The sequence below is a fragment of the Shewanella sp. DW31 genome, from assembly GCF_015767295.1.
Classification (GTDB): domain Bacteria; phylum Pseudomonadota; class Gammaproteobacteria; order Enterobacterales; family Shewanellaceae; genus Shewanella; species Shewanella oncorhynchi.
Genome location: NZ_JADWMP020000001.1, coordinates 477,797 through 497,871, shown reverse-complemented (window position 1 = coordinate 497,871; position 20,075 = coordinate 477,797). Strand labels below are relative to the sequence as shown.

The 20,075-nt window shown below is 48.2% G+C and carries 18 protein-coding genes; 10 read left to right on the top strand and 8 right to left on the bottom strand.

Annotated elements, in window-relative coordinates; all coding sequences use genetic code 11:
• Positions 1-108 precede the first annotated feature (108 nt).
• Positions 109-2,223 carry a M13 family metallopeptidase gene (locus GWI56_RS02110; RefSeq protein ID WP_198571989.1) on the top strand — a complete coding sequence of 705 codons (2,115 nt, stop codon included), beginning with the start codon at positions 109-111 and terminating at the stop codon, positions 2,221-2,223.
• A gap of 51 nt (positions 2,224-2,274) precedes the next feature.
• On the opposite strand, the gene GWI56_RS02105 is transcribed toward GWI56_RS02110, so the two are convergent.
• Entirely contained in the window at positions 2,275-4,668 is a 2,394-nt protein-coding gene (locus tag GWI56_RS02105) for a fatty acid cis/trans isomerase (RefSeq protein WP_198571988.1), read from the bottom strand.
• Positions 4,669-4,923: 255 nt separating this feature from the next.
• Between GWI56_RS02105 and GWI56_RS02100 the strand changes: the two genes are divergently transcribed.
• Complete coding sequence (locus tag GWI56_RS02100; RefSeq protein WP_012588671.1) at positions 4,924-5,553, top strand: flavin reductase family protein; 630 nt, start codon at positions 4,924-4,926, stop codon at positions 5,551-5,553.
• Between the two features lie 437 nt (positions 5,554-5,990).
• Here the strand turns inward: GWI56_RS02100 and GWI56_RS02095 are convergent, their stop codons facing one another.
• Positions 5,991-6,905, bottom strand: coding sequence for a hypothetical protein (locus tag GWI56_RS02095; protein WP_131524242.1), 915 nt, complete (start codon positions 6,903-6,905; stop codon positions 5,991-5,993).
• Between the two features lie 484 nt (positions 6,906-7,389).
• Between GWI56_RS02095 and GWI56_RS02090 the strand changes: the two genes are divergently transcribed.
• On the top strand, positions 7,390-7,782 hold the full coding sequence (locus GWI56_RS02090) for an SMI1/KNR4 family protein (RefSeq protein ID WP_131524243.1): 393 nt from the start codon (positions 7,390-7,392) through the stop codon (positions 7,780-7,782).
• Positions 7,783-8,225: 443 nt separating this feature from the next.
• Here the strand turns inward: GWI56_RS02090 and fre are convergent, their stop codons facing one another.
• On the bottom strand, positions 8,226-8,936 hold the full coding sequence (fre, locus tag GWI56_RS02085) for an NAD(P)H-flavin reductase (protein ID WP_131524244.1): 711 nt from the start codon (positions 8,934-8,936) through the stop codon (positions 8,226-8,228).
• A gap of 114 nt (positions 8,937-9,050) precedes the next feature.
• On the bottom strand, positions 9,051-10,532 hold the full coding sequence (ubiD, locus tag GWI56_RS02080) for a 4-hydroxy-3-polyprenylbenzoate decarboxylase (protein WP_173247757.1): 1,482 nt from the start codon (positions 10,530-10,532) through the stop codon (positions 9,051-9,053).
• 159 nt (positions 10,533-10,691) lie between these two features.
• Between ubiD and GWI56_RS02075 the strand changes: the two genes are divergently transcribed.
• Together GWI56_RS02075 and GWI56_RS02070 are read left to right on the top strand one after the other, a co-directional pair.
• Entirely contained in the window at positions 10,692-11,501 is an 810-nt protein-coding gene (locus tag GWI56_RS02075) for a hypothetical protein (protein WP_198571987.1), read from the top strand.
• Between the two features lie 392 nt (positions 11,502-11,893).
• The gene (locus GWI56_RS02070; protein WP_105250336.1) at positions 11,894-13,117 is read left to right on the top strand and encodes an MFS transporter; all 1,224 of its coding nucleotides are present in this window, start codon (positions 11,894-11,896) and stop codon (positions 13,115-13,117) included.
• Positions 13,118-13,171: 54 nt separating this feature from the next.
• Here the strand turns inward: GWI56_RS02070 and GWI56_RS02065 are convergent, their stop codons facing one another.
• From GWI56_RS02065 to arfB, 4 genes are all read right to left on the bottom strand, one after another.
• Positions 13,172-13,849: an SDR family NAD(P)-dependent oxidoreductase gene (locus GWI56_RS02065; RefSeq protein WP_113939203.1), complete on the bottom strand. Its 678-nt coding sequence runs from the start codon at positions 13,847-13,849 to the stop codon at positions 13,172-13,174.
• Positions 13,850-13,930: 81 nt separating this feature from the next.
• Positions 13,931-14,380: an acetyl-CoA carboxylase biotin carboxyl carrier protein gene (gene accB / locus GWI56_RS02060; RefSeq protein ID WP_198571986.1), complete on the bottom strand. Its 450-nt coding sequence runs from the start codon at positions 14,378-14,380 to the stop codon at positions 13,931-13,933.
• Between the two features lie 36 nt (positions 14,381-14,416).
• On the bottom strand, positions 14,417-14,857 hold the full coding sequence (gene aroQ / locus GWI56_RS02055) for a type II 3-dehydroquinate dehydratase (RefSeq protein WP_198571985.1): 441 nt from the start codon (positions 14,855-14,857) through the stop codon (positions 14,417-14,419).
• A 287-nt stretch (positions 14,858-15,144) separates the two neighbouring features.
• Positions 15,145-15,576, bottom strand: coding sequence for an alternative ribosome rescue aminoacyl-tRNA hydrolase ArfB (gene arfB, locus GWI56_RS02050; protein WP_011787977.1), 432 nt, complete (start codon positions 15,574-15,576; stop codon positions 15,145-15,147).
• Positions 15,577-15,712: 136 nt separating this feature from the next.
• Between arfB and GWI56_RS02045 the strand changes: the two genes are divergently transcribed.
• From GWI56_RS02045 to GWI56_RS02025, 5 genes are all read left to right on the top strand, one after another.
• Positions 15,713-16,078, top strand: a complete 366-nt coding sequence (locus GWI56_RS02045; RefSeq protein WP_105250333.1) for an STAS/SEC14 domain-containing protein — start codon at positions 15,713-15,715, stop codon at positions 16,076-16,078.
• Between the two features lie 36 nt (positions 16,079-16,114).
• Positions 16,115-16,324, top strand: a complete 210-nt coding sequence (locus GWI56_RS02040) for a DUF3012 domain-containing protein (RefSeq protein WP_198571984.1) — start codon at positions 16,115-16,117, stop codon at positions 16,322-16,324.
• Between the two features lie 202 nt (positions 16,325-16,526).
• Positions 16,527-16,970, top strand: a complete 444-nt coding sequence (locus GWI56_RS02035; RefSeq protein WP_198572034.1) for a hypothetical protein — start codon at positions 16,527-16,529, stop codon at positions 16,968-16,970.
• A 327-nt stretch (positions 16,971-17,297) separates the two neighbouring features.
• Positions 17,298-18,776, top strand: coding sequence for a TolC family protein (locus tag GWI56_RS02030; protein ID WP_198572033.1), 1,479 nt, complete (start codon positions 17,298-17,300; stop codon positions 18,774-18,776).
• Positions 18,777-18,786: 10 nt separating this feature from the next.
• A complete protein-coding gene (locus GWI56_RS02025) occupies positions 18,787-20,052 on the top strand; it encodes an efflux RND transporter periplasmic adaptor subunit (RefSeq protein WP_198571983.1) in 1,266 nt (421 codons plus the stop codon).
• Positions 20,053-20,075 lie beyond the last annotated feature (23 nt).

Here is a 20,075-nt window from a genome sequence, read left to right as displayed (position 1 = left end):
TCTATCATAAAAATTGGCTTTGTTTTACTTCTTCATTCAGTGCCAGTTACACTGCCAAACTTAGCAATCACACTATAAATACAATAATAAAAAAGAGAGGAGTCATTCATGTCGGACCGTCTTATTCCCGTGCTGTTACTGTCAACTTCAGTACTGGCTGGGCTCACTGCTTGCAGTGATAACACCACAGAAAACACCGTAAAAACCAGCGAAAACGCACCAAAAAGTCAAGACATTGCGGCTCAAATGCCGATTGGCATTAATGTCGCGGCTATGACGCCAACGGTAAAACCAGGGGATGATTTTTATACCTACGCCAATGGCGAATGGATGAAAACAACGATGATCCCAGCAGATCGCTCCAGCACTGGCGCTTTCCTCGTTGCCTTTGAAGCAACCGAAAAGCATAAAACCAGTTTGATTGCCGATCTGGTGAAAGCGCAACATGCGGTGGGGAGCGACGAAGCGCGTATCGCCGATTTCTACAAGGCTTACACAGATACCGCCGCTATTGATGCCGCAGGAATGAAGCCTGCCGAGGCGGATATTGCCCGTTATGAGGCCATTGCGAGCAAGCAGGATTTATCTGCGGCGTTAGGCGGAAATCTGCGCGCCGATGTCGACCCTCTCAACGCGACTGACTTTTATACCGAAAACCTATTTGGGATCTTCGTCACCCAAGGTTTAGCAACGCCGGGCGAAGTCTTACCTTACTTTTTACAGGGCGGTTTAGGCTTACCTGAGCGTGAATATTACCTGTCTGCCGATCCTAAAATGGTCGACATTCGCACCGCTTACCGCGCTTACATTGAAACCTTGCTTAAAGATGCGGGTGTGAGCGATGCTGCTGTCCGTGCCGATCGTATTTTCGCCCTTGAAAACAAGATTGCTGCAGCCCACGCCAGCCGTGAAGCAAGCGAAGATTTTACTCAGTCTTCGGGTGTATGGAGCCGTGCTGACTTTGATGCCAAAGCACCGGGCATCGATTGGACTGCCTTTCTAGCGGCGGCGCAACTGGGCAATCAGCCTAAATTTGCGGCCTACCATGCAACGGCGATTACGGGACTTTCTGCGCTTGTGGCCTCTGAGCCTTTAGAAGCATGGAAAGATTGGCTCGTGTTCCACCATATCAATAGCCATGCCGATGTGTTGCCATCGGCTATCGACAACGCTTCGTTTGCCTTTAATGGCACTAAGCTTTCTGGCACGCCAGAGCAGCGCAGCCGCGATAAACGTGCCTTAGCGGCACTCGACCAATATTTAGGTGATGCCGTAGGCCATGCCTATGCCGAGCAATATTTCCCTGCTTCGGCCAAAGCAGAAGTCAGCACTATGGTGGATAACATAGTGGCCGCCTTCGGTCAGCGAGTGGAAAAACTCGATTGGATGGACCCTTCAACCAAGAAAGAAGCCCTAGCAAAAGTGGCCACTATGGCAGTGGGCGTGGGTTATCCCGATAAATGGCGCAATTACGACAGCTATGCAGTGACTGCGACCAATGCCTACGCCAATGCCATCAATGGCGAAAAAGTGGAGTACAGCCACCAGTTAGCCAAGATTGGCAAACCAATGGATAAAGGCGAGTGGTGGATGACGCCGCAAGTGGTGAATGCGGTGAATTTGCCGGTGCAGAATGCGCTTAACTTCCCTGCGGGTATTTTGCAACCGCCATTCTTCGATGCTAAAGCCGATGCCGCTTACAACTATGGCGCGATTGGCGCTGTAATTGGTCATGAAATCAGCCATAGTTTTGATAACAATGGCGCGGCCTTTGACTCGACTGGTGCTATGCGTAACTGGTGGACGCCCGCTGACTTTGCTCAATTTGATAAGCAAGGCGATGCGTTAGCGCAGCAGTTTGATGCTTATGCGCCTTTCCCTGATTTACACGTGAATGGCAAGTTGACCTTAGGTGAAAACATTGCCGACGTAGCAGGTTTAGCCGCCGCTTATGATGCTTATCACGCCTCGCTTAAAGGCAAAGATGCCCCAGTGATTGGAGGCTTTACGGGTGATCAACGCTTCTTTATCGGCTTTGCGCAAACCTGGGCCACTAAGATGCGTGACGAAGCCCTGCGTGCTCGGGTGGCAACCGATGGACATGCCCCCGGCATGTACCGCGCGCTGACCGTGCGTAACTTAGATGCTTGGTATACTACATTCGATGTTAAGCCTGGCGATAAGCTGTATTTAGCCCCTGAAGATCGCGTTAAGATCTGGTAAGTTTACTGCGTTGATTTGAAAGGAAGGGGAACACTAACGTTCCCCTTTTTATTAACGATTTTGCAGTCGGTTGTAATCCAGCCACCCACTTTCTATCGGGTGATTGTCGAAAAAGATCTGATTGAGTTTGTCACTAAAGGCCCAAAACTTCGGATCGGTACGGCGTACACCCACCATATCTAACAGTGCTTCATAGTCTTTTTCAGTTTGCATTTTCTCTACTGTCGCCACGACGTTAGGCAAGTCCTGTTCTTTCACTTGCCAAAATGCCTCAGGATAACTGCCCAATAAGCCATGCACTAAAGTGACGTCATCTTTAGCGGGTTCGCGGTTACTCGCCTCATTAAACAGGCTCGAAATATTCCGATGAGCGCTATTGCGAACTAAGGTAAATATCTCAGCTTTACCCGCTTTTTCAGGTTCCACCATGATCATGGTTAGTTCAGGTAACAGGGTCGCTTGTGTGCCTTTTAATCGATCTAATGTGTGTAAAAGTGCTTTGCTATGTATTTGCAAGCTGCTGTTTTCTATGTGATATCGATTGGGTTGAACCTTAGCAACCTTCTGTCCGAGTTTTTGATACAGCTCGCCCTTTAGATCGTCACTAAAGTAAAGTACGCCCGTAGGCTGATGAAAGGTGTTGATATCCCCTGCGATAAAGGCCGTGAGCTGAGTACCTGCCCCTTGATACCAATCACTCAACTGCTTGCGTCTTTCCTCCTGCGGCAACAGGGTCAGGAAATTCGATTCCCCCTCCATACGTAAAAAATCCATGTATAAGCGAGTTAATAGCTGGTGGCCGTAGTTACCATAAACATCGAAACCCGCGACCAATAAATAGTGGATACGCTCCAGCAAGGCATAATCGATAATCCAAGCCGTTTTGGGGGGCTCGCCGACTAAGCCTTTGACCACTGTGGCATTGTCGAAGTGGCGAAATACTGTCAGGCTGGCATTATCATTGGTGTCGTCGCCATCCCAGAGTCCGTCTATGGTAAGGTGCTGGCCGTTTTTGAATTTCTCGTTCAAGAACTGATTACGCGCCCGCATATATTTGCCTTGCTTGGCGGCATATTTTACCCAAGTTACTGCTAATGCAGTGCTTTCTTCCTCTGCAGGCATACGTAGGTTTTCAAGTTGGGAATGGTAAAAAGCGCTAAAGTCAGTGTCGTCCATATAATCTGGAGTCACAAAGTACACCCAGAATCTATCGTTAATGACATTGAGCGCCACCTGACCACGGCACACTGGGCCTTTGATAAAGCCCATAATGGTATCTTGGGCGCGGGTCAGCATAAATCGATAGCGCGCACTGGCAGGAATTTGAATAAAAGCTTCAAAGGGATTGGCCGCAACGCTCGGCTTGTAGCTCGGCAGTTGAGTGACAGAGTAATCCGCATCGATAAACCATTGTTGCCAGTTATCCAGCAAGCCGGTATTCAAAGCGTAGGGGATGTGGGTTTTATCGACTATGGTTGCCCGATAAGGCCGAAAGCGGTAATAGACTCGCTCCACCTTAGGATCGTCGAAGGGACGACGGGAGGCGATAATATCCAGCGCTTGCCCCGGCGGCGTCCGAGAACGCACTAACTCGAAGAATAAAGGCTGGGCGTTCGGCTGATTCAAAGACTCAAAATATAAGTGGAAGGCAAACAAATGCTCATAGATGTAACGTGCACTTAATTGGCTTTTTAAACTGTCGCCGTTTAAAAACTCCTCCCAGTGGGTTATTTCTGCAATAAATTCAGGTGTAAGCGCCTGTGCAAACGGCAGTGGCGCGCCTTGCTCGAGCCAGTGCATCAACACTTGATGTTCATTCGCATTCAGTGCTGGCAAGCCATAAGGCATACCTGCAAGGGGCTGGCTTTGCTCGTATTTGTCCATTTCCTCTAGGCTGGCGCATTGCTGAACTCTGTCTAGGCTGAAATCAAAACGCTTATCTAAAATCTTGTCTTCGGGCAGGGGGTGCATTTGCTTAAGCGTGAGCATTCTGGCTAATACTGAGGCTTGGGTATTGGCTTCTGGGGTTTGATCGCGCTCGTTTAGCATGGGGTAAAACCCGCGTTGACGCCAAGCTTCTGGGGTAAAGGCATCGACAAATAAGCGATTAGGTGTGGCAGCGACTAAGCGTGTGCCTTGGTAGACCTTTTCCTTACTCGCCCCGCGTTCTATACCTTCGCTCGAGGTCATTTTTAACTGACAGGGGGCATCGTAACAGGCATGACATACCACGCAGCGGCTATTGAGAATAGGCTCGACTTCTTTGTGCACAAACTCGGCCTGTTGAATAAATTGGTCGTTCAGCTGTGCATTTTCGACGCGTTTTTGCGGTGAGCTAGTGCCAAACAGGCTATTGAAATCGATTTGCGCTACGCTGGCACAACCTGTCGCTAACAGCACTGCGACCAACAACAACCTCTTCCATCCCCCTTTTATCGCGCCCATTCACCGCTCCTTCATTTGCCACATGCTATTTAGCAGAGTTAGGCTTTTTAGCCCACTGATAAGTATCACTTTAGCAGAAGAGTGTGTTGGATTTAAAATTTGCAGCCAGATGTTGTTGAAGGAGCTGACTTAAGTTGCCCTACAGACTTTTGGTCGCTGCTCGAAACTTGGGTAAGATAGCGGCTATAAAAGCGTACCTGTGATGGCTGTATTAATTGCTCCAGTATTGTTGTGGCAATAACAAAAGGATGAAGTATGACTGCTGATAACCGCTATTTTTACGAACCGAGCAAAGGCCATGGCCTTGCACACGATCCTTTAAATGCGATTGTGGGGCCTCGACCAATTGGCTGGATTTCATCACGGAATGCCGAGGGGCAACGCAATCTCGCCCCTTACAGCTTTTTCAATTGTTTCAACTACAAACCGCCCATCATCGGCTTTGCCAGCACAGGCTGGAAAGACAGTGTTGCTAATATCGTCGAAACAGGGGAGTTTGTGTGGAACCTCACCACCCGTGGCTTAGCTGAGCAGATGAATCAAACCTCCGCCATGCTGCCACGCGGTCAAGATGAGTTTAGCTTTGCCGGACTCACGGCTAAAGCAGGCACCATTGTTAAGGCCGATTTAGTGGCTGAAAGTCCAGTAAACTTCGAATGCAAATTGTCCCAATGTATCCAGTTAACTGCCGCTAATGGCGACAAGATTGATACTTGGTTAGTGTTAGGAGAAGTGGTGGCCGTGCATATCGCCAAGCATTTACTCAATGCCGAGGGGATTTATCAAACCGCCCTTGCCGAGCCCGTATTACGTGCCGGCGGCCCATCGGCTTATTATGGGATCTGTGAAGATCTGCGTTTTGATCTACATAGACCACAAGTGTAAGGGGCTGCTCATTCGCCGCAGGGCTTTGGGTGTTTAACCCTGAGTTGGTTTATGGTTGTGGTGTTAAAGGTTTATACATTAGTAATTAAAAGCTAAATCAAAGTCGTGGGGCTTCACCCCACACCCGACCAAGAGGGGATCAACAGCAATTCCCTCTTGGATCTCCCTTGCCGCCCCTAGCGAAGTTACATGCATTGGTTAGTGGTCTCATACTCCAATAAAAATTGCCTAACGGCTCAGATGGGACATCCTTGTCCCCCCGAGCCTGCGCCATCATCCATGATGTCGCCACGGCATTTTTATCTGCGTATTTCGACAACTTCGCAGGGGGAGGTGAACTCCTGCTATTTCGGGGTTAGCTGCTTATCTCAAAAGAGTTTTGCCTGTTCCATCTTTTAATATATGCCCCCTAGTTTTTAGCTAGAGGTGTAGGTAATTTAGGATAATGAAAAACCATCATTTATAAAATTAAATAATTTATCAGACCACACCTTATATATTATCTTATTAGGGCTCCCTGATAATTCCTTTTTGAATTCTGTAGAATACTTAATCGTGGAAAAGTACGTGATGGAACGCTCAGACGGAGGAAGGGCTGCACCAATAGTATAAGTTGTCCCATTAGGGTGATATTTTAAGTCCCATGCATGATTTATATCGACATTAAACTCAACTTTTATTAAGACATGAGGGTTTTCAAATATCACTCCATTTTCCGATTTTTTTACCTTTGTTCCTTTGGGTAACTTAATCCACTTAGCTATATTACAATCGCCTAACATCTCCTCGCTGACATTTACCCCCGAACACCGGATTATATCTCGATGAGATACATATTCATGTTTATTATCCACATCGTTGGATATGAAAAAAAAAGCTGTTCCTCGGACGTTATTTTTAGGATTCGCCTCCCAATCATGGAAGTCATTTGCAAGAGAACCTATGAAACATGACCTCATATATTCGACTAATTTTTTATTGAGTTCTATTCTCTCATTAATATCACTATACAGTACAACTTCTTCCGAAAGAGGAATTTTAGATGAACTATAAATTAACCTATTGTTTTTTGAAACAAAGAATGGAATATGCTTAGCATCGTCGTGCTTATAAAAACAGATAAGATCACCTTTGTGGTATATGTGTGAGTGTATATATTTCACTTCACTTTCACTACGCATTGAAAAATAAACATTCAATAAAAATAGACACATTGCTGCAAATAATGCAGTGTAAGAAAATACCATATCTTTGTGATTTATATTTTTGACTACGATGTAATATCCACACCAGACAACGATAACTATTAATGTGGCTAGCGTCAGCCAGAAACCTATATTTATATCCTTCATCTCATATGTCCATGCTTATATAGGGAAAAATTATTTAATTAAGTTGAAATTTTAATTTTAGTAATCATATCATGTAAATTTAAATGAGCCATCCATTGTTAAATATTCAGGAAGATAGTAGTAAAAAGAAGACTTTCAGGTTACTGGGAGCAAAGAGAGGAAGCACGGATAGGCATACATTTGATGCTAAAGATTACACCGATCCCCCGCGAAGTTGCCGCAGGGCGTTGGAATAAATTGCGTGAGTCCGGTCATGGATGACCGGCTAGCTTTCGGGGTACAGGATGTACCATCGGAAGCGATAGCAATTTATCCATTAGACCAAGGCTAGTATCTAATGCATGTAACTTCGCTAGGGGCGGCAAGGGAGTTCCAAGAGGGGATTGCTGTTGATCCCCTCTTGGTCGGGTGTGGGTTGAAGACCCACGACGTTGATTTTGGCTTTGATTAAAGTTAAAACCTTTAAGTTGCTAAGGAGAGATAAGTGCCTTTTGATTTATCGGAAGAACAATTAGTCCTAACTGAACAAGAGTTGGGTGCAACATTGCCACGCGAATATCGTGAGGCGATGAAATTAGATAATGGTGGCGAGGCTGCTACGGCAGAAGATGATTGGGAGTTGTACCCGATTAAAGATACTTCCGATAGAAAACGAATTTCCCGCACTTGTCATCACATCCTTTATGAAACTAATTCCTGCAAAGGGGTTGGTCATTTCCCTGAGAATGCCATCACCATTGCGGGCAATGGGTTAGGCGACCAAATGGTTTTTATCAAAGAGTCAGGCAGGTTTTTGGATACTGTTTATTTGTGGCTTCATGAAACTGGCGAGCTTCAACAATTAGCCGCTTCTTTTAATGGAATTGAAAAGTTATAAATACTGATAATAGAAATTTTTAACTCGTTAGCCACAGATAACCTCATCTCCTCTGAGTTGCCGCAGGGCGAATAGACAAATTGCGTGAGTCTCGGCATGGATGCCGAGCTAGCTTTCGCAGGTGCAGGGACGCATCCTTCGGAAGCGATAGCAAATTTGCAGATGAGCACAAGGGGCTTTCAACTCCGTTGGGGGCGTCTTGGAGAATCCAAGGAGGATAGGACGAGCAGTCCTCCTTGGTCGGGTGTGGGGTGAAGCCCCACGACTTTGACTTTGATTTAAAATAACAAACGAAGTTTGGATATGTAGATTTTCTTGGCCGTAAGGCCGTATTCAAAGTGAAATACGGCGTAATGTAAAAACAAAACCCCAGTAAAAACTGGGGTTTATTATTTAAGCCTATGCGGGCAAACGTTAGCCAGCCAAGCATACAAATTATCGCGTTATTTGATAAACGCGAACGCATCACCGTAGAGATGTGCTTCTTCTACACCAATCTCGCGGAAGATTTCCCGCGCTGCACCCACCATGTCGAAACGGCCGGCGATATAGATGTCGTAGCCATTTAAGCTGACAAAATCTTGTTTGATTTGCGCTAACAGATTGGCGGTTTTGCCTTGCCAATTAGCGGGAGCTTCTTCGATGACTGGGACGAAGTGTAACCAAGGGTGAGCGTTGTGCCACTCGCGGGCGATGGTTTCAAAATACATGGCATCTTGGGTGCGACAACCCCAATACAGCATAGTTTCCACCTGTTGGCCGAGGGCGATTTGGTGCTCGATGATACTTTTAATGTAAGAGAAACCTGTGCCGCCGGCGATTAACAGGCGAGGGCGAATGCTTTCATGACGCAGGTGGGCTTCGCCGCCTGGGGCTTCGATGTCGATAGTGCTGCCGTCAATGGCGCAGGCTTTCAGGCGCTCGACCACTTGCATTGGGTAGCTTTCGCTGACGGCTGCGCCAATGTGTAATTCGATCAGCTCGGCGTTTGGCGCTGATGCGATAGAGAAGGGGCGTTTATCTTTTTCACCCATGACAACACATAAGTATTGCCCCGCTTGGAAATCGAAGGCGGTTTCAGGCCTTAACAATACTTGATATACGGCATCGTTAAATGGGTTAACTTTCTCTATCTTACAACGTATGGTTTTCATCAAACTTCCTTTGCACCTTTCTTCAACAGTATGTGTCTAGGTGTCGCTTTAGAGGCCTGTTATTGGCCTATTCTCTTGGCTAAAGCCGATACTTGAGTAATGGCTTAAGCTGAATTATAGGGTTGGGCTGTCGTCTATGCCTAACTCATCCCAGATTGAGTCGATCTTTTGTTTTACTTTTGGATCCATCACGATTGGCGTGCCCCATTCGCGGTTAGTTTCACCTTCCCACTTATTGGTGGCATCGAGTCCCATTTTTGAGCCTAAGCCCGCAACGGGTGAAGCAAAATCGAGGTAGTCGATCGGGGTGTTTTCGATCATCACAGTATCGCGTTTAGGGTCCATGCGGGTGGTGATCGCCCAGATCACATCCTGCCAGTCACGGCAGTTCACATCTTCATCCACTATGACAATAAACTTAGTGTACATAAATTGGCGCAGGAAAGACCAAGCGCCCATCATCACTCGTTTGGCATGTCCCGGATATTGTTTGCGAATGGAGATCACTGCCATGCGGTACGAACAGCCCTCAGGTGGCAGATAAAAATCAACGATCTCAGGATATTGCTTACGCAAAATCGGCACAAACACTTCGTTTAATGCAACCCCCAGCATGGCGGGCTCATCCGGTGGACGGCCAGTGTAAGTGCTGTGGTAGATGGCATCTTTACGCTGAGTGATGTGGGTAACGGTAAATACTGGAAACTTATCGGTTTCGTTGTAGTAACCCGTGTGATCGCCGTAGGGCCCTTCTTCCGCCAGTTCCTCAGGATCGATATAACCTTCGAGGATGATTTCACTGGTGGCGGGCACTTCTAAGTCGCAGCTTAATGCCTTACAGACTTCGGTACGTTCACCGCGCAGTAAACCGGCAAAAGCGTATTCGCTCATGGAATCGGGGACTGGGGTGACAGCACCTAAAATGGTCACAGGATCGGCGCCGAGTGCGACCACAACCGGATAACGCTCACCGGGGAATTGTTGTTTAAAATCAGCAAAATCTAACGCGCCGCCACGGTGGGACAACCAGCGCATAATCAGCTTGTTTTTACCCAGTAATTGTTGGCGATAAATGCCTAAATTCTGACGACTCTTACGCGGGCCTTTGGTGATGGTTAAGCCCCAGGTCACCAGTGGCGCGACATCGCCCGGCCAGCAATGCTGAATAGGCAATTGGGTTAAATCGACCTCATCGCCGGTTTTGATGATTTGTTGGCAAGGCGGATTACGCACTGTCTTTGGCGGCATATTCAAGGCTTGCTTGAACATAGGGATCTTAGCGATCGCGTCTTTAAAACCCCGAGGTGGTTCGGGTTCTTTTAAAAAGGCTAACAGTTCACCCACTTCGCGCAGGGCTAATGGGTCGTCTTTGCCGAGTGCCATGGCCACACGTTTTGGTGTACCGAACAGGTTTACCAACACGGGCATGTGATGATTTTTGGGATTTTCAAATAATAGCGCAGGGCCTTGAGCGCGTAATACGCGATCGGCGATCTCTGTCATTTCTAAATGAGGATCAACTGGGTAGCTAATGCGTTTGAGTTCGCCATTGGCTTCTAAGTGATCAATAAAGCTGCGTAAATCCTTAAAACTCATGTGGAAATAGCCTCTGCGGTGAAAATCCGTGTGGCGCGCACTATAGCATTTTTCTGTTTTAGGGTTAACCAATTCAGTGATCTTCAAGCTTAGGAAGCGTAAAATGGTTACCAGTAAGTCGCGATAGATCTCGCTTACGCCCTTTATTTCGAGGTTTATATGAATATTCCTGTATGGTTTGCTCAAGAAAAGTGTGTTCAAAGTCAATCACATGGCGCGCATAAGCGGTCGCTAAAGTGCTTGGTTTTATCGCTTGCCGTGGGGATCTCACTTTTGGGGGCGCTCAGTGTGCCGACTGTGGCTGTGGCCGGAAATAGAGGCTATTCGGATCAAGACGAACGTCACGGTCATCGTGATAGCCACAGTCGTGGCGACAGTCATTACAACAATCGTTATGACAATTATTACGACAACCGCCATGTGCGCAAAGATAATCGCCATTATCGTCCCTATTATCGACCTTATTACCCTTGGGGTTTAGGACTGGGTTTAGGGCTCGCTACGGGGTGGGGATCGGGTTGGAATGTCGGTTATGGTGTGAACACCCATTGGAACAATGATTGGGGTTGGAATACGTCGCGTGACGCCTACGCTCGAAATTACTGGAACTCGCCCTATTCGGGCATAGGTTTGTCGATTCCTATGGCCTATGACGATGAACCTGTGGCGATTTCTGCACCTGTACGGGTAACAACCAGTATGCAGTATTCTGCGAGTGAAGGCCGTATGGTGTCGAGTATGCCTTTAAATATAGCCGGACAATCGACTGGGCAACTGGTGTCGCAAACTAGTAATGCCGCAGGCAAAACAGCTGCAACTCCGCGCCCACGCGCACCGCACAGTGTGTCTAGCTTGCCGAGCAATGCTAGGGTTGTGCAGCAGGATGGTCGTACACTTTACGAGTGGCAAGGCACGCTTTACGCCTACGACTGGAACAGTCAAACCTATCAAGAACAGTTAGTCAGATAGATTTACATTACGTAAATGACTGAGAAATTGGAGCCCCTTAGTGGGCTCCAATTTATTTATCATCTTTTATTATCTTTTTATTAGTGAGTTATACCAATCACATTAAATATCTAATCAGTTCAGAGCCTCACAGGCATCTCAATCCAAGGCGCATTGACGCAGAAATGGTATTCCCTTTTAAGTCAATGCAACACGGGAGTGGGATGCCTGTGTGGCTCCCGAAGGGCGGGTTTCAACGCGCTTTATACTGCGTTTAAGGCTTTCGACAGAGCATCACTATGCCTTCAAGCCTTCGCCTTGTCTAAAGCGCGTTGAACTCCCGCTGAATGAACAGATATTTGATTCGATTGGTATTAGCTAGTTGTCGTTTTATAGCATAGCGGAGAAGAGGTTTGAATACTGTTAGAAATCAGGCTGCCCAAAATCAGCATAAGGGCGCCAGTACATTATGGGTGTTACTTGCTTTAGCACTCGGAACATTCGCTTTAGGCACCACAGAATTTGCTTCCATGACCTTAGTGCCTTATATCGCGAGCGATTTAGGGGTAGAGGTTGCCCATGTGAGTTATGCCATTAGTGCCTATGCGTTGGGGGTTGTGGTCGGTTCGCCGATTATCATGGTGCTGGCCGTTAGGGTCAGACGGCGAACACTCTTGATTGCCTTAGCCGGGTTAATGGCGGTGGCCAATGGCTTAAGTGCGTTAGCGCCATCATTGAATTGGTTAATCTTTTTTCGTTTTCTCAGCGGCTTGCCCCACGGCGCTTATTTCGGCGTGGCTATGTTGCTCGCCGCCTCTTTAGTGCCGCCAGAAATGAAGGCCCGCGCCGTATCGCGGGTGATTATTGGTCTTACGCTGGCGACGATTATCGGTGTGCCGTTTGCGACTTGGATGGGGCAAACTGTGGGCTGGCGCTCGGGCATTGGCATAGTGGCGATTTTAGCGACCATTACCGCGATAATGGTGTATTTTTTAGCACCTAATCAAGCCGTGCCCGCTGATGCGAGTCCCAAAAAAGAGCTACAAACCCTTAAAAATCGTGAAGTCTGGCTGACGCTAGGCATCGCGGCCATTGGCTTTGGCGGTATCTTCTGCGTGTATACCTATCTGGCTGAAACCTTAATCCAAGTGACGCAAGTCGAGCCGTTTAAGATCCCAATCATGATGGCGGTATTTGGTATTGGCGCAACACTTGGGACCTTAGTGTGTGGTTGGGCGGCGGATAAGTCGGCCTTAGCGGCGGCGTTTTGGTCGTTAGTGTTAAGCACTGTGGTGTTGGCGATTTACCCGAGTTTGACCGGACATTACTGGGCGCTGATGCCCGTGGTATTTTTTGTCGGTTGTGGGTTAGGGCTTGCCACTATTGTGCAAGCCAGATTGATGGATGTGGCACCTGATGGACAGGCCATGACAGGCGCTTTAGTGCAATGCGCCTTTAATCTTGCCAATGCAATTGGGCCTTGGGTAGGCAGTTTAGTGATCCTGTCTGGACAAGGCATTGCCGCGACAGGTTATGCGGCGTCTTTGTTGTCATTGGGAGGACTGCTGATGTGGTGGTTGACCCACAGAGAAAGCCGTCGCGTCGTTACTCTAAACACAGCGAACTGCGCCGACTAGCGAGTGCTAAGGAAGAGACGCAGTGGTCATATTCTGCGTCTCGAATCCGCACATTTAGCCCCTTTGTATGGTGATATCGGCGATATAACCATGCTCTGTGGCAACTAAGGCTTGTTTGAGCATGCCTGCCGCTTCATCGGCGGACATAAAGCTTGAGGTATCTAAAGCCTTACCGCTACTGGGCCAAAAGCCTGTGTCCATGCCGCCGGGATACACGGCAATCAACTTCATTGGGCTTTGTTTAAGCTCTAATCGCACCGACTCGATAAATCCCCGTACCGCCCATTTTGCCGCGCAGTAAGTGGATTCTCCCGCCTTGGCGGCCAGTGCTGCGGTGGACATGACCACAACCACAGTGACCGCTTGATCTTTATAGCGTTTAACTAATTCCCGCACTAACAAAATCGTCGAGGTGACATTGTTATTGAGCAGGCTTTGGATATCGCTGGCGGTTTGGGTTTCAATCGCTCCAAAGTAGCCGCTGCCCGCGCAGTGGATCACGGTTTTAGGGGCTTGCGTTAGGCCATCGAACAGGGCTTCGAGACTCGATTCACTGGCGAGATCGGCGGTGATAGCAGCGATCGTTTTGTTGGAGAAGGGCGTTAATGCATTGGCGACGGTTTGCAGGCGCTCGGCATGGCGGCCTGTGAGTGTCAGTGCTTCATTCTCTTTGGCGTAGAGCGATGCGAGCGCCGCGCCTAAACCACTGCTGGCGCCGGTAATTAATATCATAGTGACCTCGGTTAATGCTGTCTTGGCTTGAAAACCGCATCTTAAACTCAAGTGTGCTTCAATTCATGGGAAGACGAGCGGTTAGATTAAGGTAAATAGCGGCTGATCGAATGCCACTTCATCGCCGTCTTTGGCCCAAATAGTGCTGACCACGCCATCGCGCTCGGCTTGGATGGGATTCATCATTCTCATCGCTTCGATAATGCAGATCACTTCACCTTGGCTCACTCGTTGACCCACTTTAACCAGCGGCACATCATCGAGTTCTGCCGCCGCGTAAAAAATGCCGACCATAGGTGAGACTTGTACAAAACCTTCTGTACTTGGCGAAATGCCTGTTTGTTTTGCCTGTTCACTCAAAGGCGCGACTCTTGCTCTGGGTAGTGTTTGCTGTGATTGCATATTGGCTGGCATAGGGCTGTAGCGGGTGATGCGAATTGATTCTTCACCTTCGGTGATCGCCAGTTCTGCTATGTCAGATTCTTGTACTAACTCAATGAGTTTTTTAATTTTACGAAGATCCATTGCCATTTATCTGCCCTTGCAAAGCACGCTATTGAATAGAATTTACTGTGGCTGGTTGAGCCGCTTAATGGCCGCCGCCAGCGCAAACTCATAACCCTGTGAACCGAAACCGCAAATCACGCCTATCGCCTTATCGGAAAAATAGGAATGGTGGCGAAAGGCTTCACGGGCGTGCACATTGGATAAATGCACTTCAAAAAAAGGAATTGCCACGCCAAGCAAGGCATCACGCAGGGCGACGCTGGTGTGAGTAAAGGCGGCGGGATTGATAATAATCATCTGGGCATCGGTCGCGTGAATCGCATTGATTAGCTCAAATTCGGCGTTGGACTGAATATGTTCGAGCTCAACTCCCGCCTGTTGTGCTTGCAGGTTTAACTCCGCCACTATGTCGGCTAAGGTCTGATGACCGTAAACGCTGGGCTCGCGGCGGCCTAAGAGGTTGAGATTGGGGCCATTGACGAGCAAAATTTTGTGACTCATTGCGCTTTCCTTTACGACATGCCTTGGGATTAATGCTGGGATTAAAGTTGGAAAAATTTATTTCAGTTTTCTACATAGGCCACTAACTTAACCTGTTCAAATCGATTTTGCATTATCCGTTAGTCGATTGTGTGCGAGCTGATCATGTGCGAGCCGATTATACCTTTGACATCTTGTGCCATTGTTGGCTGGGTTCAACTGCGGTTATTTCTCTGGTACTGAGTTAGCAATTGCCTAAGTTGGCTGTCAGTTGAGTTCATTGTCACCTAAGTTAACTATCATCTAAGTTAATAGTCACTCTTCTGTTGACGCATGGCCTTAGTGGCACCTTTTTGTTTCTTGGTCTCTAATCGTCGCGTTTGGCTGCCTTTAGTGGCGCGGGTGGGGATGCGTTTTTTCTGCACTTCACCGACACTGGCAACCAAGGCGATAAATTGCTCCAAGGCGGTTTGGCGGTTGGCATCTTGGCTGCGGCTCGCTTGGCATTTGATAATGATTTTGCCGCTTTTAGTGATGCGGTGATCCGCCTTGTTGAGTAAGCGTTCTTGGTAAAACTCGGGTAATGATGAGCTTTTAATATCGAAAATCAGCTGCGCAGCGGTGGACACTTTATTTAAGTGCTGGCCGCCTGCACCACTCGAACGGATAAATTGCCACTCGATTTCATTTTCCTGAAGTTCCACACGGTTTGAGATTTTTATCATGGCAAACTTAGGCATTTTTCAGCATGGATTGAGAAGCCATCAATAATGACTTATGGCTTTCCAATAGATTTGTTATCATCGGGCGCATTCTTTGCCGCTGCATTGGCTAAAGCCATTGCCTGCAAAAGTGTTCTCGATTCGGAGTGCCTCTATGTTATGCCAAATCCCCGATATTGCTAAGGGTGTTATCAGTCTTTTTGCCAGTGGCCGACTATCCTCCACCGATTATCGGACCCGTTTACAGCCTGCGATTAAGAGTTATCGTAAGGATTGGGGCCAAGTTTGCCTGTATATTGAGGCGGATGTGTTACTCGAAGGCTGGGAATTTGAGTCGCTGACCGGTAGTGGTGAAGTCCAGTTACCGAATTTTGAAGCCTTAGTATTTGTGGGTGGCCCTGATTGGGTAGGAAATGCGGTGCGCTTACTCGGGCCATTTATGCAGGGCGAAGTGGCTTGGTTTCCACTCGAACAGAAAGCCAAAGCGATTGCTTGGATCACTAAGCGTTCGAATATTTAATGGTCTAATTTAGGCCATATTTACAAGGAATTAAGTATGTCATTATTGAAATCGGGCTCTTTTTCTTCACTGGCAGTTTCTAAGGTCAGTGCGATTGCGTTAGTCTTGGCATTTACCGCTGGACTGAGTGCCTGCGCGCCAGAAGTGGGCAGTGATGCTTGGTGTAAACAGATGAAAAATAAGCCGTCTGGCGATTGGACTGCTAACGAAGCCGCTGATTACGCTAAGCACTGTGTATTTAAATAAGTGTTGCGTGTTTAAATAAGCACAGGGTGTTTAAGTCAGCGTTAGCCTTTAGAGATCACAGCTTGAAAGACTTTGCTTGCGAGCTGTGAACTTATGTTTATCATACGGGTCAGATGTTCCGTTATCCGTTATCCGTTATCCGTTATCCGTTATTTGCTATAGGTGATATTTGAATTCTACCGCTAAGCCATTTTTTACTCGAATGGTGACCCTACTGATAGCCATTATCGTGCTGCAATTTGCCGGCGCGAATTTGGGTGCGCATCAGTTACATGCGGGCAATGGTGCGGAAGAAGCTGAGAATCATCCCCATCTGCAATTTAGTGCTCAAGTGACCACTTTGGCCCAATGTGTCGATTGCGTTTGCCCAAGTGAGCAAGCCCTAGGCTTTGCGGACTCCACGGGTGTCACCAGTAATCACGCGGGTGAAAACCAAAGCAACGGATTTCATTCCCACTTAGTCAAAACCACTGAAATACAAGATTTTGACCTATGCCTCGACTGCCAATGCCATGGCGGTCATGTGGCGCTGTTATCTCAGGCAGTGAGTCAGCCTGTACAGGCGTTAGAAAGCGTCTATCTGCCTACCGATGTATCCTATTTCCCGCCTGAAAATTTACCTAAATACCGACCTCCTATCGCTTAATTCTCCAATATTCGGCTTATTTCTCGGCCTAGGACGATTGATTCATCTGATTGGATCTCATTCTATTTTGCCGCGTGATAAGCCCGTTATGTTCATCTCCCAAAAGATACGCTTGAACTGATGCTCGCAGCGTTAACTGTTGGAGCCGTCATTGGCTTTTGAGCCGTTACTGTATTGCTTGGCGGGATGATTCGATCGGCGCTTATTTGCCATGCCCAGAACGATATGATTGCTTTGCATTGAGCTATTTAAATGAAGCTCACATCTAGCCGTTTCGCTTGGGCGCAAAAGTCAGCCGATCCACATTCGATATTGTTAGGATTTGCGATGAAAAAAACGATTCTCGCCCGTACTTTAGTTTGTCTGTTTAGATCGGGCTTGTTTAGCTGCGGGTTAGTATTGGCTGCCGGATTGCTAGCCTTTGCCCTCGCGGCAGAAAATGACTCTCTTGAAGTCAATGTCCTTGAAGTCAAGGTCCTTGAAGCCAAAGCCTCTGAAGCTAATGCCCCTGACATCAATGCCTCTGAAGTTGAGGCATTTAAGGCGCAATCACTGGGCTTACCCGCCAAAGAAACCGACACGGCACATGTCAACTTTGGCCAATGGTTGCCTGAGTTACTCACACAGTTCAATCAGTTACCTGAAGTTCAGGCGCAACTTGTAAGGCAGCAACAGGCCAAACTGGCCATTCAGGCGGCAGATCGCGCTGTGTATAACCCAGAACTTGGGCTTAATTATCAAAATGCTGATACAGATGCCTACAGCTTAGGGCTGAGCCAAACCCTCGATTGGGGCGACAAGCGCGGTGTGGCGACACAGCGTGCCGAGCTTGAAGCGCAAATCCTTTTAGCAGACATAGGGTTAGAGCGTAGCCAAATGTTGGCCGAACGCTTACTGGCCTTGGCAGAACAGGCGCAAAGCCGTAAGGCGCTGACCTTTGCCGAGCAGCAATTAAGGTTCACCAAGGCGCAGCTCAATATTGCTGAGCAGCGATTGGCGGCGGGGGATTTATCCAACGTTGAGCTGCAATTGATGCAACTCGAGTTAGCAACTAACACCGCCGATTACGCCTTAGCTGAGCAGGCGGCCTTAGTGGCCGACGGCAAAGTGATTGAGTTACTTGGAAATAATAATTTTGCTTTTAGCGAGTTTATTAAGGAGATCCATGTCTTTGTGGCTCAGGCTAAGCAAGCGCCAGCAGCCGAGTTGAGCACCTTAACATCCACTTTGCCGGCTCTGGCTAGTGCCTATCAGCAAGTGCTGCTGGCGCGAGTCAATGCCATGCAAGTCAAGGCCGATACGTCAGCAGACCCGACCATTAGTCTAGCCGCCGAAAAGGAAGGTACGGACAATAAACTTGGGGTTGGTGTGTCGATTTCTCTACAAGTTCGCAATAACTACAGTGAGTTACAGGCCGTAGCCGATAAGGGAATCGCGATCGCCGAGCAAGGCTATCTTGCCCGTGAGCGAGTACTTACCGCCAAGCAGAAACAATTCCTCTATGCGTTACCGCGTTTGCTTGAGCGTTACCAAGACTGGCGCGAGTTAGTGCAAGTGTCAGGTGCTAAAGCGGCTAAATCCTTAAGCCAACAATGGCAGGCGGGGGATGTGAGTACCAGCGAGTACTTACAGAGTCGTCGGCAGTTAGCCGCCAGTTATTTGGTGGGCTTAAACCTAGAAACGGCTATCTATCAGAGCTGGTTAACGTGGATGGGCGAAAGCGGCCAGCTTATGCCTTTTATCGAAAAGCTAAATGCAGCCCCTTCGATAACATCTAATGCCGCCGCACGTACAGTAAACCCATGAGGTCACAATAATGAATTCACATACTCACCCCGAAAATGTCCTTCAACTGGATGCTGTAACGACGTCTGAAAAACGTCGGTTTAACCTATCAAACATCGCGCTCGCATTATTCGTGCTGAGCACGCTGGCATTTCTCGCTCAGCCTGTATTGGCTGGCGGTGATCACGCACCCGTCGTTAAGGAAAGCGGCGATTCGGTAACGCAAACGGCGCCGACGGATGAACACGGCGAACAGGCGTTGAAATTGACCGAAGCGCAGCAAGCTTTGGCGGGGATTAGCTTGTTACCTTTGTCGAGCGATAGCTTGAACCTAGCCAATTTGAATCTCGATATTAGGGCGACGGCGACCTTAGTGGTGGATCGCGATCGAACCGCGACCCTTGCGCCGCAGCTCGATGTGCGTGTGTTGGCGCGCCATGTGGTGCCGGGACAAGAAGTGAAAAAAGGTGAGCCTTTACTTACCTTGGGTGGCGCAGCCGTTGCGCAGGCACAGGCGGACTACATTAATGCCGCTGCCGAATGGAGCCGAGTCAAACGCATGAGTGAAGGTGCGGTTAGCGTCAGTCGGCGGATGCAGGCGCAGGTGGATGCCGAACTTAAACGGGCGATTTTAGAGGCAATTAAGATGACGCCTGCGCAAATTCGTGCACTGGAATCGGCACCCGAAGCCATAGGCAGTTATCAACTCTTAGCGCCAATTGACGGCCGAGTGCAGCAGGATATCGCCATGCTAGGTCAAGTGTTTAGCGCGGGCACGCCCTTAATGCAACTGACCGATGAATCCTATTTATGGGTTGAGGCGCAGTTAACCCCAACTCAAACTACGCATATCCAGGTTGGCAGTTCAGCTTTAGTGCAAGTAGGGGATAAGACGTTGGCGGGCAAGATCATAGGTCGCTCCCATGAACTCGACAGCGTAACGCGCACCGAGCAAGTGCTGGTGAGTATGCCCAATCCTGATCATGTGTTGCATGCGGGGCAATTTGCTGAATTGTACTTTGCTGGCTCTACTACCGATCCAAACAGCAGTGGCATAGTGCTGCCCGATGCAGCGTTGACCCGTGGCGGCGATGGCGATTGGCAGATTTTTATTCAAGATGAGGATGGCTTCGAGTCCATTGAGGTAGAAGTGGTGCAGCGTCAACGTGGCCTGAGTCTAGTGCGTGGACCTGAGCTTGAAAAAGCCCAACAGGCACAGCTCAAGGTTGTGGTGGCTGGCGCGTTCTTCTTGGCATCCGAGCAGGCGAAAGCGGGCTTTGATATTCACGCCCACTAATATGAGCGCCCTCATTTTGGAGA

What these genes read in the sequence shown, in the direction of transcription:
- GWI56_RS02045 (WP_105250333.1), top strand. Translation starts at nt 15,713, where the DNA reads ATGTTATGCCAAATCCCCGATATTGCTAAGGGTGTTATCAGTCTTTTT.
- ubiD (WP_173247757.1), bottom strand. Translation starts at nt 10,532, where the DNA reads ATGAGTTTTAAGGATTTACGCAGCTTTATTGATCACTTAGAAGCCAAT.
- GWI56_RS02065 (WP_113939203.1), bottom strand. Translation starts at nt 13,849, where the DNA reads ATGATATTAATTACCGGCGCCAGCAGTGGTTTAGGCGCGGCGCTCGCA.
- GWI56_RS02075 (WP_198571987.1), top strand. Translation starts at nt 10,692, where the DNA reads ATGAATATTCCTGTATGGTTTGCTCAAGAAAAGTGTGTTCAAAGTCAA.
- arfB (WP_011787977.1), bottom strand. Translation starts at nt 15,576, where the DNA reads ATGCCTAAGTTTGCCATGATAAAAATCTCAAACCGTGTGGAACTTCAG.
- fre (WP_131524244.1), bottom strand. Translation starts at nt 8,936, where the DNA reads ATGAAAACCATACGTTGTAAGATAGAGAAAGTTAACCCATTTAACGAT.
- GWI56_RS02100 (WP_012588671.1), top strand. Translation starts at nt 4,924, where the DNA reads ATGACTGCTGATAACCGCTATTTTTACGAACCGAGCAAAGGCCATGGC.
- GWI56_RS02095 (WP_131524242.1), bottom strand. Translation starts at nt 6,905, where the DNA reads ATGAAGGATATAAATATAGGTTTCTGGCTGACGCTAGCCACATTAATA.
- GWI56_RS02030 (WP_198572033.1), top strand. Translation starts at nt 17,298, where the DNA reads ATGAAAAAAACGATTCTCGCCCGTACTTTAGTTTGTCTGTTTAGATCG.
- GWI56_RS02025 (WP_198571983.1), top strand. Translation starts at nt 18,787, where the DNA reads ATGAATTCACATACTCACCCCGAAAATGTCCTTCAACTGGATGCTGTA.
- aroQ (WP_198571985.1), bottom strand. Translation starts at nt 14,857, where the DNA reads ATGAGTCACAAAATTTTGCTCGTCAATGGCCCCAATCTCAACCTCTTA.
- GWI56_RS02035 (WP_198572034.1), top strand. Translation starts at nt 16,527, where the DNA reads ATGGTGACCCTACTGATAGCCATTATCGTGCTGCAATTTGCCGGCGCG.
- GWI56_RS02105 (WP_198571988.1), bottom strand. Translation starts at nt 4,668, where the DNA reads ATGGGCGCGATAAAAGGGGGATGGAAGAGGTTGTTGTTGGTCGCAGTG.
- GWI56_RS02110 (WP_198571989.1), top strand. Translation starts at nt 109, where the DNA reads ATGTCGGACCGTCTTATTCCCGTGCTGTTACTGTCAACTTCAGTACTG.
- accB (WP_198571986.1), bottom strand. Translation starts at nt 14,380, where the DNA reads ATGGCAATGGATCTTCGTAAAATTAAAAAACTCATTGAGTTAGTACAA.
- GWI56_RS02040 (WP_198571984.1), top strand. Translation starts at nt 16,115, where the DNA reads ATGTCATTATTGAAATCGGGCTCTTTTTCTTCACTGGCAGTTTCTAAG.